Raw genomic sequence first — 13223 nt, 5'->3', positions numbered from 1 at the left:
AACATCCATCACCACTGCAAAGAGCGGATTGCTGGATGCGATGGTGCGGCCTGGTAGCCCCTCCCCCTTGTGGGGAGGGGTTGGGGAGGGGACTTCCTTTGCCCCGAATTCAATGCCGCGGGGAACATGACCAATGCCCCATTCCAACATCACGCCCAAGACACGCGAGAGAGCTCGGAAGCTTCGTACAGAGCTGACGCGTGCAGAGGCGAAGATGTGGAACTTGTTGCGTGATTTCCGACCGCGCGGCGCACGCTTCCGGCGTGAGACGCCGATCGGACCCTATATCGCCGATTTCGCCTGGCTGTCGAAAAAGGTCGTCATCGAAGTGGACGGCGACAGCCATGAAACCGTTGCGGGCCGTGCCCATGACAATGTCCGTGATGCGTGGATGAAAGATCAGGGATACACTGTGCTCAGGTTTGACAATTCAGACCTGATTGATGCCGAGGACCACGTGTTCCTCGAAATTGAAAAAGCCATCAGCACGTATCTTGATGACCACTGAACTCAAAATGATGCTGGATCATGTCAGCCTGAGCGTTGCTGACCTGGACAGGGCGAAGCGGTTTTATGCGGCTATCCTTGCCGAGATCGGCATGGAGCTGGTGGGCGAGGTGACGGCGGAGCAGACCGGCTCTGTCGCCCATGCCGGGTTTGGGATTGGCCGCAAGGGGCAGTTCTGGCTTTCAGGCGATGGCCCGCAGACGCCGCATGCCCATATCTGCTTTCGCACCGACTCGCGCAAAGCGGTGCGTGGCTTTCATGCTGCCGGGCTTGCCAATGGCGGGAGCGACAACGGCGCGCCGGGCATTCGCGAGATCTATCATCCGGAGTACTACGCCGCCTTTGTGACGGACCCCGAAGGCCACAACATCGAGGCCGTCTGCTTCGAGCCGGAGGACGAACAATGAGCGCATTCCACACCGGTGGCTGCCAGTGCGGCGCCGTGCGCTACCGGTTCACCACGCTTGGCAAGGCCTCCATCTGCCATTGCCGGATGTGCCAGAAGGCGTTCGGCAATTACTTTGCGCCGCTTGTTGAGGTGGAGGGGTTCGAATGGACCCGCGGAGCGCGCGCCGTGTTCGCCTCATCCAACCTATCGAACCGAGGTTTCTGCAGGGATTGCGGCACGCCGCTGACACTGGAGACAGGCGATGTCTACGAGGTTGCAGTGGGCTCGCTTGACGATCCCGCAGTGGCCCGGATCGACTATCACGCCAACATCGCCGACCGGCACGAGGTCACCCTGCGGTTCCATGAAATTCCCGAGGCAACACCTGATCGCGAGACGGATAACGAGGCGTGGAACGCCCGCATCGTGTCCCACCAGCATCCCGACCACGACACCGATACCTGGCTGGAGCGGACATCATGAATGAGCGCAAGCCGGGAACCGAAATGCCGAAATGGCTGCTTTATGGCCTGATCGGCAAGGGCGCGCTGGTGGCCGTCGTGACGGTCGCCGTGGTTGCCTGGGTGAATTGGGGGTGATGGCATGAGCGGGCTGCGCGAATTGTACCCGGAGATCGAGCCGTTCGAGACAGGCTTTCTCGACACTGGCGACGGGCATCAGGTCTATTGGGAGCGGGTCGGCACCAAGGGGGGCAAGCCGGCGGTGTTTCTGCATGGTGGCCCCGGTGGCGGCTGCGGACCGGTGCACCGGCGGCTGTTTGATTCCGAACTCTACGACGTGATCCTGTTCGATCAGCGCGGCTGCGGGCGATCCATGCCCTTTGCCTCGCTTGAGAACAACACCACCTGGGATCTGGTCGCGGATATCGAGCGGCTCAGGCAGATGGCCGGGTTCGATCAGTGGCTGGTGTTCGGTGGATCCTGGGGGTCGACGCTGGCGCTGGCCTATGCCGAGACTCATCCGGGCCGCGTGAGCGAGTTGGTGCTGCGCGGCATCTACACGCTGACCAAGGCCGAGCTTGACTGGTATTATCAGTTCGGCGTCTCGGAGATGTTTCCCGAAAAATGGGAGCGCTTCCTGGCTCCGATCCCGCAAGCCGAGCGTGGTGACCTGATGGCGGCCTACCGTAAGCGGCTGGTTGGCGATGACGAGGCTCAGCAGCTTGAGGCCGCCAAGGCCTGGAGCGGGTGGGAGGGCGAGACCATCACGCTGTTGCCCGAACCCTCGACCAGCGATGTCTTCCACGAGGATCAGTTTGCTCTGGCGTTCGCGCGCATTGAGAACCACTTCTTTGTCCATGCGGGCTGGCTTGAGGAAGGGCAGTTGCTGCGCGACGCGGGACGGCTGTCGGGCATCGACGGCGTCATCATTCATGGCCGCTATGACATGCCATGTCCGGTGCGCACCGCCTGGCACTTGCACAAGGCCTGGCCGCGGGCTGACTTTCATCTCGTCGAGGGGGCAGGGCATGCCTTCTCGGAACCTGGAATTCTCGATCAACTGATCCGCGCAACCGACCGGTTTGCGGGCAAGGCAGACACATGACAGACAAGCAACGCATCTACCTGTTCGACACCACGCTCAGAGATGGCCAGCAGACGCCGGGCATTGATTTTTCGGTCGAGGACAAGATCTCCATTGCGGGGCTGCTCGATGGTTTCGGCTTCGACTATGTCGAGGGCGGATATCCCGGTGCCAACCCGACCGACAGTGCGTTCTTTGCCAAGCCGAGGACCGAGAATGCTTCGTTCGTTGCCTTCGGCATGACCAAGCGCGCGGGCGTGTCGGCGTCCAATGATCCCGGACTGGCTGCGCTTTTGCAGGCCTCGGGCGATGCGGTCTGCCTGGTCGCCAAAAGCTGGGACTACCACGTCAAGGTGGCGCTCGGCTGCAGCAATGAGGAGAACCTCGCGTCGATCTCCGAGTCGGTCAGAGCTGTCATCGAAGCCGGCAAGGAGGCGATGGTCGATTGCGAGCATTTCTTCGACGGCTACAAGGCCAATCCCGGCTATGCGGTCGCCTGTGCCAAAGCCGCGTTCGAGGCTGGCGCGCGCTGGGTTGTGCTGTGCGACACCAATGGCGGCACGCAACCCTCCGAAATCACCGAGATCGTGACAACCCTGATTGCCGATGGCATCCCGGGCGAGCGGCTCGGCATTCATGCCCACAATGATACGGGGCAGGCCGTCGCCAACTCGCTGGCGGCGGTGGACGCCGGTGTCCGCCATATTCAGGGAACGCTCAACGGGATCGGTGAGCGCTGCGGCAATGCCAACCTGATCACGCTGGTTGCCACGCTTGCGCTCAAGCCGGTCTATGCAGACCGGTTCGCGATCTCGATCAGCAAGGACAAGCTCGAGGGGCTGACCCGGCTGAGCCACGCCTTTGATGAACTGCTCAACCGGCCGCCTGCCACCCAGGCGCCCTATGTCGGGGCTTCGGCCTTTGCCACCAAGGCCGGCATCCATGCCTCGGCACTGCTCAAGGATCCGCGCACCTATGAGCATGTGCCGCCGGAAAGCGTCGGCAATTTCCGCAAGGTGATGGTGTCGGATCAGGGCGGCAAGTCGAATTTCATCAATGCGCTCAAGCAGCGCGGCATCGATGTGGCCAAGGATGACCCGCGGCTCGACAAGCTGATCAGCATCGTCAAGGAGCGCGAGGCCACCGGGTATGCCTATGAGGGCGCGGATGCGAGCTTCGAGCTGCTGGCTCTGAAGACGCTTGGCCGGGTGCCGGACTATTTCACGGTCAACAGTTTCCGGGTGATGGTCGAGCGGCGCTTTGATGCCATGGGCCGGTTGCGCACGGTTTCCGAAGCGGTGGTGAAGCTGAGTGTTGATGGCAAGGAAATGATGTCGGTGGCCGAGGGCCACGGACCGATAAATGCGCTCGACATTGCGCTGCGCAAGGATCTTGGCGTCTACCAGTCGGAAATAGAGGATCTGGAGCTGGTCGACTACAAGGTGCGCATCCTCAATGGCGGCACCGAGGCGGTCACCCGCGTTCTGATCGAATCGGCTGATGGAACCGGCGCGCGCTGGTGGACCGTGGGCGTGTCGGACAACATCATAGATGCCTCGTTCCAGGCGCTGATGGATTCGATCACCTTCAAGCTTATGAAGAACCGCGAACTTGCGGGGAAGGTGGCCGCGGAGTAGCAGCCTGCCCGGACGTATCAATCATTGTTATGGGTTGATCAGAATCGTGGCGTTGTGTTGATGGACGCGGGCAGGTAGTTCTGCTTTTTGCACTGTGCATCTGCGGTCCGGTTTGGCCGGGATCGCCGGAGTTTTCATGTCCAAATTGCCAATTCTTGCAGATGAAGACACGCCGCGCGGCTTTGCGTTCGCGCTTGCCGCCTATCTGTTGTGGGGCTTTATGCCGTTCTACATGAAGGCGGTGGCGCATATTCCGGCGCTGGAAGTGGTTGCCCACCGGGTGGTCTGGTCGGTGCCGATTGCCGCGGTGGTGCTGATCTGGCTTGGCCGGACGCAGGATATCCGCGCCGCCTTCAGGTCTCCGCGGACCATGGGCATGGCGCTGATCACTGCGGCGCTGATCACCGTGAACTGGAGCATTTATGTCTGGTCTATCGGGGCCGGACGGGCCATCGAGACAGCGCTCGGCTACTATATCAATCCGCTGTTTTCAATCTTCCTGGGAGCCGTGCTGCTCAAGGAAAGCCTGGATGGGCGGCAGAAGGCTGCGATCGCCTTGGCAATCGTCGCGGTGGCGCTCCTGGCCTATGAGTCCGGCGGTGTGCCCTGGGTGTCGGTCGGGCTGGCGCTGACCTGGGGGTTTTATGCCTTCTTCAAGAAGTCGCTGCCCGTCGGCCCCAATCAGGGGTTCTTCCTTGAGGTGCTGATTCTGACGCCTCCCGCCATCGGCTTCATCCTCTATGCGCAGATGGCGGGGATCGGACATTTCGGCGGCACCGGGATGGTCGATGTGATGCTGCTTCTTGGCTGCGGTCTGGTCACGGCGGTTCCGTTGATGATCTACGCCAACGGCGCCAAGCTGCTCAGGCTGTCGACCATCGGCATCATGCAGTACATCGCGCCGACCATGATCTTCGTGATTGCGGTGTTCATCTTCAAGGAGCCGTTCGGCCCCTACAAGATGGCGGCTTTCGTGCTGATCTGGACCGCGCTTGCGATCTACAGCTCCTCGCTGTTGCGCAGCCGGAAGATCCGGCGCGCCGCCGAGGCTGCCCAGACGCCCGTGTGATCGCAAAGTGCATCATCCTCAACGCGCGCCTGTCGGCCTTTGGCTTGCTGGATCATTCCAGATGAGCAGCGCCAGCCTATCTGAACAGGGTGAGGAACGATTGCGAGCTGGAATTGGCAATCGAGAGGGCCTGGATGCCCAGTTGTTCCTGGGCCTGCAGGGCTTTGAGCCGCGTTGATTCCTTGTTCATGTCGGCATCGACGAGGCGGCCGATGCCGGCGTCGATCGATTCAATCAGGTTGGCCACAAACTCGGTTTGCATGTCTATGCGATTCTTCAAGGCACCCATCCCCGCAGCCGCATCAATCAGTTCGATCGAAGCCAGTTCTGTCGCCTGGATCTGAAGCAGCAATTGGTCGGTTGTCATTGCAGTCAGGTCGAAATCGATGACGCCGCCCGCGGCCGTGCCCGTGGCAGTGGCGCCGCTGGAATCGGTGTAATCGATGTTGGTTCTGATGTTGGAGAGTATCCCGTTGCCGCTCGTCGCGACCGGCCCGCCGAACCCGAGTTTGACCAGAGAGGTGAACTCGGTGTCGACATTCAGCGTGGTCATTTTCAGGTTGCCCGAGGCGTCACGGTTGACGGATCCTACGATCGACTTTTGCGACGGAGTGTTTTTGCCAAGCTCGTGATAAAGCCAGTTCTCGCCCGAGAAGCTGGCGGATTTTGCAATCGAGATGATCTGTTCCTGAAGTTGATCAATGTCGAGCTGCAGCTTGTTCCGGTCTACACCGGGCTCGAGCGCCGCAAGCATCTTGTTCTTGATTTCATCCACGATGCCGATCGAAGCGTCCATCGCCGTATAAGTCACGTCAACCATCGCAGCGCCAAGTCCGAGTCCGTCATTGACGGTGCTCAACACCTTGTTTTCCGACCGCATGGATGAGGCAATGGACCAGTAACCCGAATCGTCAGCAGCGCTGCTAACCCGGTATCCAGTGGCAATACGGTTTTGAGTTTTTTCCATTTCACTGTCAATATTGCGAAGGTTTAGAAGTGCGGTGCGCGCAGCGGTATTGGTTACTATACTTGGCATTGGGCTACTGATACTCTTGCTGAAGCAATATACAATATTGCTAATTTAGAATTATCATTTTTTATTGAGTCGACATGATGTCGAAAACCCAAATCAAGCTAGGTCACCTGATTTGTTGCGGGTAATTTTTTATCTGATGAAATGGTTTATGAAAATTTAAACGAGCATCCTAAGATTTGACACTCCTATTGGTTGTGCTACTGGAATCGTCCTCATTGGACGGATCATGACGCATATTCAGCACACCTGACCGTCCGAGCGGGCAACAGGCCGACCGGGTTTTCCGAGCTTTGCCGGAACAGGTTGTGGCTACAATTTTGCGATCAGATCCGTTTCACCACCGGTGTTCTGTGATCCATTGGCGGCAAGAATTGCGGGGACGATGTCTTCGACATTGTCGATCACCATCGGGCGAACCAGATGCGCGGTATGAATGAAACCTTCCTGCGCCATGTGGCCGAGCAATGCGTTGAGAGGATCCCAGAAACCCTCCACATTGGCGAAAACCATCGGCTTGGTGTGGCGGCCAAGCTGGCCCCAGGTCATGATTTCCACAATTTCTTCAAGCGTGCCGATTCCGCCGGGCAAGGTGACGAATGCATCGGCCCGCTCGAACATCATGTGCTTGCGTTGGTGCATGTCCGTAGTGACATGAAGCTCGCTGAGACTGCCCAGCTCTTGCCGGGAGGCTTCCTTGTCCATCAGGAACTCGGGAATTATGCCTATCGCCTTGCCGCCGGCTGCCATCACGGATTCGGCGACAGCACCCATGATTCCTCTGGTGCCGCCACCATAAACCAGGTCGATACCATGTTTGGCCATGGACGCGCCGAGCGTTTGGGCGGCGGTGCGATACGCGGGGTTGCTGCCCGGCTGGGAGCCGCAATAGACACATATCGAGCGGATGGAATGTGGCTTCGTGTTCATTCCTGAAACAGACATGAGCGTTGCGGCAGGGTCAAGGCCGGGGCATCAAGGATCATCGCTTTTTCTTGTGCCAGATACCCAAAGCAGATAGGTTTTTCACGCAGTGGCGGGGCGCCGCTGGATCGACGGAGCATATGGACATGAACATGAGTGCCGGACTGAAGGCCTTTCTCGGGTTGCTTTTTGCCATTGGGGCGGGGGCGGTGTTCATCGTGCCAAAACTGTTGGAGAGGGACGCTGCCAGTGTCGCGAGCCAGGTCGTAAGTTCGCCGGCTGAGCCGGGCACACAAGAAGCTCCGGAAGCGCAGGATTCCGCGGTGACACAGACTGATGTGTCCGGTGACGCTTCGCAGGCGGCTTCTGATGCGGGCGTAGAGGAGAGTGTTGAAGTCGCAAGCCTGGGCGAGATGTTGGAGCAGCCGAGCTTCGATGTCTTGCGCGTCGAGCCCGATGGCTCAACCGTGATTGCCGGCAAGGCTGAACCCAACACAACGCTCGACATCATGAACGGCGAAACCGTGATTGCCTCTGCCTCGGTGGGCTCCAGCGGCGATTTCGCCGCGATTCTCGATACGCCTCTCTCGCCCGGTGACTACCAGCTCACGTTGCGCACGACGGGCGACAATGGTGCCATGATTGTTTCCGAGGAGGTGGCGACTGTCTCGATACCGGATAGTCCGGAGGGGGAGCTGCTGGCCATGGTCAGCAAGCCTGGCAAGGCAAGCCGCATCATTGCGCAACCATCTGCTCCTGCTCAGCGTGCGGCTGCAACGGACGCGGATGATGGGGATGCGGTTGCAGATGTGGCCAGTGCCTCTGATGTTGATATCGGTTCCGATGTGAACGCTGGTTCGGATCTGGCCAGTGCTTCCGATGTTGAAGCGACTGTGGAGCCCGAAACGGAAGTGGCTGCAGCTTCGACGGGCGATCAGCAGTCGGCTGAAGGCATTGCAAGTGGAGCCGGACCGCAGAGTGCTTCCGAAGCGGGTATCGAAACCCCGCCTTTGCCGGAAATGTCATCCCTGCTGACAACGTCAGCACCTCAAATTGAGGCGGAGAGTCCTGAAATTGCGGCCCCTGAGGCGACTCCGACTCCAGACAATTCGGCAGCCGGCAGTGGCGATCAGACCGCGGTGGAGCAGGCCGAGGTGGCGGCAGTGTCTCGTGATGTTGCGGACGCTACCGCGCCGGAACCATCAATTGACCCATCGGTTCGCGTCGATGCGGTTGAGATCGAAGGCAGCAAGATATTTATCGCAGGTTCTGCCACTCCCGGCTATCCGGTCACGGTTTCTGCCGATGGCGTGGCGATCGGCACCGAGAAGGCTGACTCTGACGGCAGGTTCATTCTCGAGGCGGATGCCGATTTGGCAGTAGGTGAGCACATTATCACTGCTGACCTGATTGATCCCGCCAACGGAGAGATCCTGTTGCGTGCGAGCGTTCCGTTCAACCGGCCGGAGGGCGAGGCCCTTGCCGCAGTGTCGCCAGCGCCCGCTGAAGCAGTTGCGATGGCTGAGCCGGATGCTGATGCAGCGAAGGATGCTTCCACGGCGTCAGAAGCAGATGCAGTTAAGAAAGCAGTCGCGGCGACAGAAGCAGATGCGGGGCCGTCAAGCGAAGGATTGATCCTTCCCGATGTAGCCGGCATCTCGCAATTGCGTGAAGAAGCTTTCGCGGCGATTACCGCACTTGAGCAAATGGTCTCGGCCGAGGTTGCGCCGGAGTCTGCTGATATTGCCGCGGCGCGCGAGGCTGCGCTGGAAAAGCTCAAGATGGCCGCAATGGCGGATCTTGCCGGCGAAAGCAGTGCTGAAGCGCTTGCAATTGCCGAATCGATGCGGGCACAGGCGAAAGCCGCTCTGGTGCTTCTCGAATCCGGAACCGGTGCTGAGGGGGTGGACGCAGGCTCGGATATTCTGACAGGTGACATGGCTGACATGCGAGAGATGCTTGGCCAGGCGCGCACCGCGCTGTCCACGCCGTCTCAGATTGGTGTTGCCGTTGCCAATGAGGTGGCGACGGATGGTTCGGTGAACGAGCCGCGCACGATCCAGCAGGCCCCCCTGGCCTCGGCACCGGGTGCGGTGATTATCCGCCGCGGTGACACCTTGTGGCAGATCTCGCGCCGGACCTATGGTCAGGGTGTGCGCTACACGACGATCTATCTCGCCAATCGCTCACAGATCCGCAATCCCGACCGGATTCAGCCCGGTCAGGTGTTTTCCGTGCCTGAAACGCCGCTGGATAATGCCGAGGAACTGCACCGCAAGCGGCTTGATGGCGAGAGCCTGCGCTGACGTTGTTGCGGCGACGCGATGGCCGGTCCGGCCTGCGACCGGCAGAGGTCAGGCTGGCCGATCCTCTTGTTGGCGACTGAACCAGTTCGGACAGAGCTGGCTTTTTGATCTGTCCGGCCCATATTCCAAAAGGCGGTCGCAAGACTTCAACTGTGCAATCGACATCCGCGCTTGACCCTGAGGGGTTCATCGTATATCGCCGATGAACGATGAATGGCCAGGCAAACAGTTTCGACCAACGCGATGAGGAAGTGGCGCGCAAGCTCGCGGCACTTGGTCATCCGGTCAGGCTGCGTTTGCTCAGGCAGATCGGCTCCATGCAGAGTTGCTGTGTCAAGGAAATGGTATCTCAGGTCGGCATGGCGCAATCGACCGTGTCGCAACATCTCAAGGTGCTGGTCGAAGCGGGGCTGATAAGTTATCGACCGGAGCGGCCGCGTTCCTGCTACCGGATCAACGCGGCTGCGCTGGGTGAACTGGCCGGCGATATCGGTGAGACAATCGATCATTGCTGCAGCGGGAATCGCGCCAACGGCCTCGGCTGTGATTCCGGCAGAATTTCATGTCATGCGGATGCGAGCATGCCGCAGGACGTCAACAAGGACATTTGATTTGGCTTCCAAGACAGTCTCCGCTGATCAGGGCAATCCTATCGGCACGCTCAAGAACCTGTGGCCCTATATGTGGCCGGCGGATCGTCCGGATCTGAAGATGCGGGTGTTGTGGGCGGCGCTTTTCCTGCTGTTGTCGAAGATTGTGCTGATCACCGTTCCCTATTTCTTCAAATGGGCCACGGACGCGCTCAATGGTGAGTTTGCTGCACCTGGCTGGGTTCCGGTGGCGCTTGCCACGCCGGTGATGCTGGTGGTGGCCTACAATGTGGTGCGCATTGTTCAGTGGGGTTTCAACCAGCTGCGCGATGCGCTGTTCGCCCGGGTTGGCCAGCATGCGGTGCGCCAGCTCGCATTCAAGACCTTTGTGCACATGCATGAGCTGTCGCTGCGCTTCCATCTCGAGCGGCGCACCGGCGGGCTGTCGCGGGTGATTGAGCGCGGCACCAAGGGTATCGAGACCATTGTCCGCTTCACCATTCTCAACACCGCGCCGACGCTGATAGAATTTGCGCTGACTGCCATCATTTTCGGCGTGGCCTATGGCTGGTCCTATGTTGCGGTGACTGCGGTCACGGTGTGGTTCTACATCTGGTTCACCGTGCGGGCGTCGGACTGGCGCATCGCCATTCGCCGGTCGATGAACGAGTCGGATACGGACGCCAACACCAAGTCTGTCGATTCGCTGCTCAATTTCGAAACCGTCAAATATTTCGGCAATGAGGACATGGAAGCCCGCCGGTTCGATGCCTCGATGGCCGGCTACGAGAAATCCGCTACCCAGGTCTGGACCTCGCTGGGATGGTTGAACATGGGCCAGGGCGTGATCTTCGGCGTCGGCATGACGATCATGATGGTGATGTCGGCCATGGCTGTGCAGGCCGGTGAGCAGACGCTCGGTGATTTCGTCTTCATCAATGCCATGCTGATGCAATTGTCGGTGCCGCTCAACTTCATCGGCTTCGTCTATCGGGAAATCCGCCAGGGCCTTGCCGACATCGAGCAGATGTTCGAGCTTCTCGATGTCGAGCCGGAGGTCAAGGACGCGCCGGGCGCCAAATCCCTGGTGGTTGGTGATGGCTCGATCCGTTTCGACAACGTCAATTTCAGCTATGATCCGGCACGGCCGATCCTCAAGGGCATTTCCTTCGAGGTGCCGGCTGGCAAGACCATTGCCATCGTCGGGCCGTCGGGCGCGGGCAAATCGACGATCTCACGGCTGCTCTACCGTTTCTACGACATCCAGTCGGGGGCGATCTCGATTGATGGGCAGAACGTCAATGACGTGACCCAGAAGAGCCTTCGCGCGGCGATCGGCATGGTGCCGCAGGACACGGTGCTGTTCAACGACACCATCGCCTACAACATTCGCTATGGCCGGGTTGGCGCCAGCGAAGAGGAAGTGACCAACGCCGCGGATCTGGCGCAGATCAGCGGCTTCATCAAAACCCTTCCCGAGGGCTTCAACTCCATGGTTGGCGAGCGCGGGCTGAAACTCTCGGGCGGCGAAAAGCAGCGTGTCGCCATCGCCCGGACGATCCTCAAGGCGCCGCCGATCCTGATCCTTGATGAGGCAACATCGGCGCTTGATACCGCGACCGAACAGGAAATTCAGGCCGCACTCGATTTTGTCTCCAAGGGGCGCACCACGGTTGTGATCGCCCACCGGCTGTCGACTGTGGTGAGTGCTGATGAAATCATCGTGCTCAAGGATGGCGTGATTGCCGAACGCGGCCGCCATTCCGAATTGCTGGAACACAAGGGGCTCTATGCCTCGATGTGGGACCGCCAGCGCGAGGCGACAGAGGCTGAGGAGCAGCTCAAGCGGATGCGTGAGGCGGATGAGTTGGGTGTCATCAATCGCCGCCGCACGCCGGAAGTTGACGATGCGTGATGCGCTTTGGCGCTGATGTTCTAACCGAATGTCCTGCGCCAGATGTCCGTGCGTGTCCGGTCGCGCGCTTCGTAAATGGCAATTGCCTCATCCAGCTTCGCAGTGTCCGGCGCTGGGCCGTTCTCGCCGATGGCCGTCAGACACATCGTGTACCAGGCCGTGACGCCTCCTTCCGGCGGATCTTGAAACCGCGGGAATGCCGGCTCCGGCATCTTGCCCTGCTGCCACAGGGCCGGAAGACCGGGTTCAAGCGCAAGGGCTCGTGCCAGTCCGACCATATCGACGGTGCCGCTCGACACCGCATCTGAGGCCTGCGCCAATGTCTTGAAACCGCCTGTTGCCATGAGCGGCTTGCGGGTCACTTGCCGGGCGCGTTTTGCGAAATCCAGGAAATAGGGCCCCTTGCCGCCGCTGTCCGATGCCGATTTCGCGCCGGGGAAGTAGGTCCCGCCACTGATGTCGAGCAGGTCGATGCCGGTCGCGTCAAGGGCTGCGGCAACCGTAAGCGCATCCTCCTGACCAAGACCGCCCTCAAGCTGATCCGTGGCATTGAGCTTGACTGCAATCGGCATGTCAGGGCCGAGCGCATTGCGCACCGCGTCGATGACCTCCAGGAGCAGCCGCATCCGGTTTTCGATGGAGCCGCCATAGCCATCTTCGCGGCGATTGAAGAGAGGCGAAAGAAACTGGCTGAGCAGGAAGCCGTGCGCCGCATGGACCTGGACACCGGTGAAGCCGGCCGATTGAGCAAGCTTTGCGGTTTGCGCAAATTGCGCAGGCAAGGCGGCAATTTCGTCAGCGGTCATCGCGGAAGCCGCCAATCCTGGCAGATCGAGTGCGCTTGGCCCCTTTGGATTGCTGATCGGCGGATAAGCCATTGCCCCTGCATGGCCGAGCTGGGGCCAGAGGTGCATGCCATTTGCCGTGCCGCGGCGGGTCAGATCGTGAAAACGCGCGAGATCGGAGTTGTGGTTCAGAACCAGGTTTCCCGGCTTTTCGGCGAAGCCCGGATCCGCCTGCACCTCGCCGATGATCGACAGGCCGGCGCCGCCTTCCGCCCAGCGTTCATAGAGCCTGATCTGGGCTGCGGTTGGGTGCCCGGTGCCGTCGCCAAGCGAATCGGACATCGCTGATTTCGAGATCCGGTTCTTGAGCGTGATACCGCAGGGAAGAGTGAGTGGCTCGAAGAGGCTCTGGTCAGGATCTGACATATCTTGGGCTCCTGACTGATGTTGCTCTGTCGCTTGCATGTTCTGGTTAAAACCTAGCTCAGACTTTCACTTAGCGCTACCTGGTTCGCATCACCATC

12 protein-coding genes are annotated in these 13223 nt (G+C 60.0%); 9 read left to right on the top strand and 3 right to left on the bottom strand.

Features of this window, described 5'->3' with window-relative positions; all coding sequences use genetic code 11:
* The first annotated feature begins 133 nt into the window (after positions 1-133).
* The 6 genes from HPDFL43_RS14490 (at position 134) to rarD (ending at position 5146) form a co-directional block, all read left to right on the top strand.
* Positions 134-508 (top strand): endonuclease domain-containing protein, encoded by a 375-nt coding sequence (locus tag HPDFL43_RS14490; RefSeq protein WP_007198121.1) that lies wholly within the window; start codon positions 134-136, stop codon positions 506-508.
* Complete coding sequence (locus HPDFL43_RS14485; protein WP_007198120.1) at positions 498-914, top strand: VOC family protein; 417 nt, start codon at positions 498-500, stop codon at positions 912-914. Before HPDFL43_RS14490 ends, HPDFL43_RS14485 begins: the two co-directional genes overlap by 11 nt.
* Positions 911-1378, top strand: coding sequence for a GFA family protein (locus HPDFL43_RS14480; protein WP_007198119.1), 468 nt, complete (start codon positions 911-913; stop codon positions 1376-1378). Before HPDFL43_RS14485 ends, HPDFL43_RS14480 begins: the two co-directional genes overlap by 4 nt.
* 120 nt (positions 1379-1498) lie before the next feature.
* The gene (gene pip / locus HPDFL43_RS14475) at positions 1499-2461 is read left to right on the top strand and encodes a prolyl aminopeptidase (protein ID WP_007198117.1); all 963 of its coding nucleotides are present in this window, start codon (positions 1499-1501) and stop codon (positions 2459-2461) included.
* Positions 2458-4077: a citramalate synthase gene (gene cimA / locus HPDFL43_RS14470; RefSeq protein WP_007198116.1), complete on the top strand. Its 1620-nt coding sequence runs from the start codon at positions 2458-2460 to the stop codon at positions 4075-4077. Before pip ends, cimA begins: the two co-directional genes overlap by 4 nt.
* 136 nt (positions 4078-4213) lie before the next feature.
* The gene (gene rarD, locus HPDFL43_RS14465) at positions 4214-5146 is read left to right on the top strand and encodes an EamA family transporter RarD (protein WP_040450276.1); all 933 of its coding nucleotides are present in this window, start codon (positions 4214-4216) and stop codon (positions 5144-5146) included.
* Positions 5147-5222: 76 nt separating this feature from the next.
* Here the strand turns inward: rarD and HPDFL43_RS14460 are convergent, their stop codons facing one another.
* Together HPDFL43_RS14460 and HPDFL43_RS14455 are read right to left on the bottom strand one after the other, a co-directional pair.
* Complete coding sequence (locus HPDFL43_RS14460; RefSeq protein ID WP_040449255.1) at positions 5223-6182, bottom strand: flagellin N-terminal helical domain-containing protein; 960 nt, start codon at positions 6180-6182, stop codon at positions 5223-5225.
* Between the two features lie 309 nt (positions 6183-6491).
* Positions 6492-7109 carry an LOG family protein gene (locus HPDFL43_RS14455; protein ID WP_007198113.1) on the bottom strand — a complete coding sequence of 206 codons (618 nt, stop codon included), beginning with the start codon at positions 7107-7109 and terminating at the stop codon, positions 6492-6494.
* A gap of 146 nt (positions 7110-7255) precedes the next feature.
* Here HPDFL43_RS14455 and HPDFL43_RS14450 point away from each other — a divergent pair, with 146 nt between their 5' ends.
* From HPDFL43_RS14450 to HPDFL43_RS14440, 3 genes are all read left to right on the top strand, one after another.
* Positions 7256-9409, top strand: coding sequence for a LysM peptidoglycan-binding domain-containing protein (locus HPDFL43_RS14450; protein ID WP_169743253.1), 2154 nt, complete (start codon positions 7256-7258; stop codon positions 9407-9409).
* A 209-nt stretch (positions 9410-9618) separates the two neighbouring features.
* Positions 9619-10020 carry an ArsR/SmtB family transcription factor gene (locus HPDFL43_RS14445; RefSeq protein ID WP_007198111.1) on the top strand — a complete coding sequence of 134 codons (402 nt, stop codon included), beginning with the start codon at positions 9619-9621 and terminating at the stop codon, positions 10018-10020.
* A gap of 1 nt (position 10021) precedes the next feature.
* On the top strand, positions 10022-11914 hold the full coding sequence (locus HPDFL43_RS14440) for an ABCB family ABC transporter ATP-binding protein/permease (RefSeq protein WP_007198110.1): 1893 nt from the start codon (positions 10022-10024) through the stop codon (positions 11912-11914).
* A gap of 20 nt (positions 11915-11934) precedes the next feature.
* Here HPDFL43_RS14440 and HPDFL43_RS14435 read toward each other — a convergent pair whose 3' ends face one another.
* Positions 11935-13125, bottom strand: a complete 1191-nt coding sequence (locus HPDFL43_RS14435) for an NADH:flavin oxidoreductase/NADH oxidase family protein (RefSeq protein WP_007198109.1) — start codon at positions 13123-13125, stop codon at positions 11935-11937.
* Between the last annotated feature and the right edge of the window lie 98 nt (positions 13126-13223).

This window comes from Hoeflea phototrophica DFL-43 (genome assembly GCF_000154705.2).
GTDB lineage: Bacteria > Pseudomonadota > Alphaproteobacteria > Rhizobiales > Rhizobiaceae > Hoeflea > Hoeflea phototrophica.
The sequence above is the reverse complement of the archived record's forward strand: the minus strand, read 5'-3'. Positions and strand labels throughout refer to the sequence as shown.

Excerpts from the sequence above, each read along its gene's own strand:
- HPDFL43_RS14490 (WP_007198121.1), top strand. The coding sequence starts at position 134 with ATGCCCCATTCCAACATCACGCCCAAGACACGCGAGAGAGCTCGGAAG.
- HPDFL43_RS14485 (WP_007198120.1), top strand. The coding sequence starts at position 498 with ATGACCACTGAACTCAAAATGATGCTGGATCATGTCAGCCTGAGCGTT.
- HPDFL43_RS14480 (WP_007198119.1), top strand. The coding sequence starts at position 911 with ATGAGCGCATTCCACACCGGTGGCTGCCAGTGCGGCGCCGTGCGCTAC.
- pip (WP_007198117.1), top strand. The coding sequence starts at position 1,499 with ATGAGCGGGCTGCGCGAATTGTACCCGGAGATCGAGCCGTTCGAGACA.
- cimA (WP_007198116.1), top strand. The coding sequence starts at position 2,458 with ATGACAGACAAGCAACGCATCTACCTGTTCGACACCACGCTCAGAGAT.
- rarD (WP_040450276.1), top strand. The coding sequence starts at position 4,214 with ATGTCCAAATTGCCAATTCTTGCAGATGAAGACACGCCGCGCGGCTTT.
- HPDFL43_RS14460 (WP_040449255.1), bottom strand. The coding sequence starts at position 6,182 with ATGCCAAGTATAGTAACCAATACCGCTGCGCGCACCGCACTTCTAAAC.
- HPDFL43_RS14455 (WP_007198113.1), bottom strand. The coding sequence starts at position 7,109 with ATGAACACGAAGCCACATTCCATCCGCTCGATATGTGTCTATTGCGGC.
- HPDFL43_RS14450 (WP_169743253.1), top strand. The coding sequence starts at position 7,256 with ATGAGTGCCGGACTGAAGGCCTTTCTCGGGTTGCTTTTTGCCATTGGG.
- HPDFL43_RS14445 (WP_007198111.1), top strand. The coding sequence starts at position 9,619 with ATGAATGGCCAGGCAAACAGTTTCGACCAACGCGATGAGGAAGTGGCG.
- HPDFL43_RS14435 (WP_007198109.1), bottom strand. The coding sequence starts at position 13,125 with ATGTCAGATCCTGACCAGAGCCTCTTCGAGCCACTCACTCTTCCCTGC.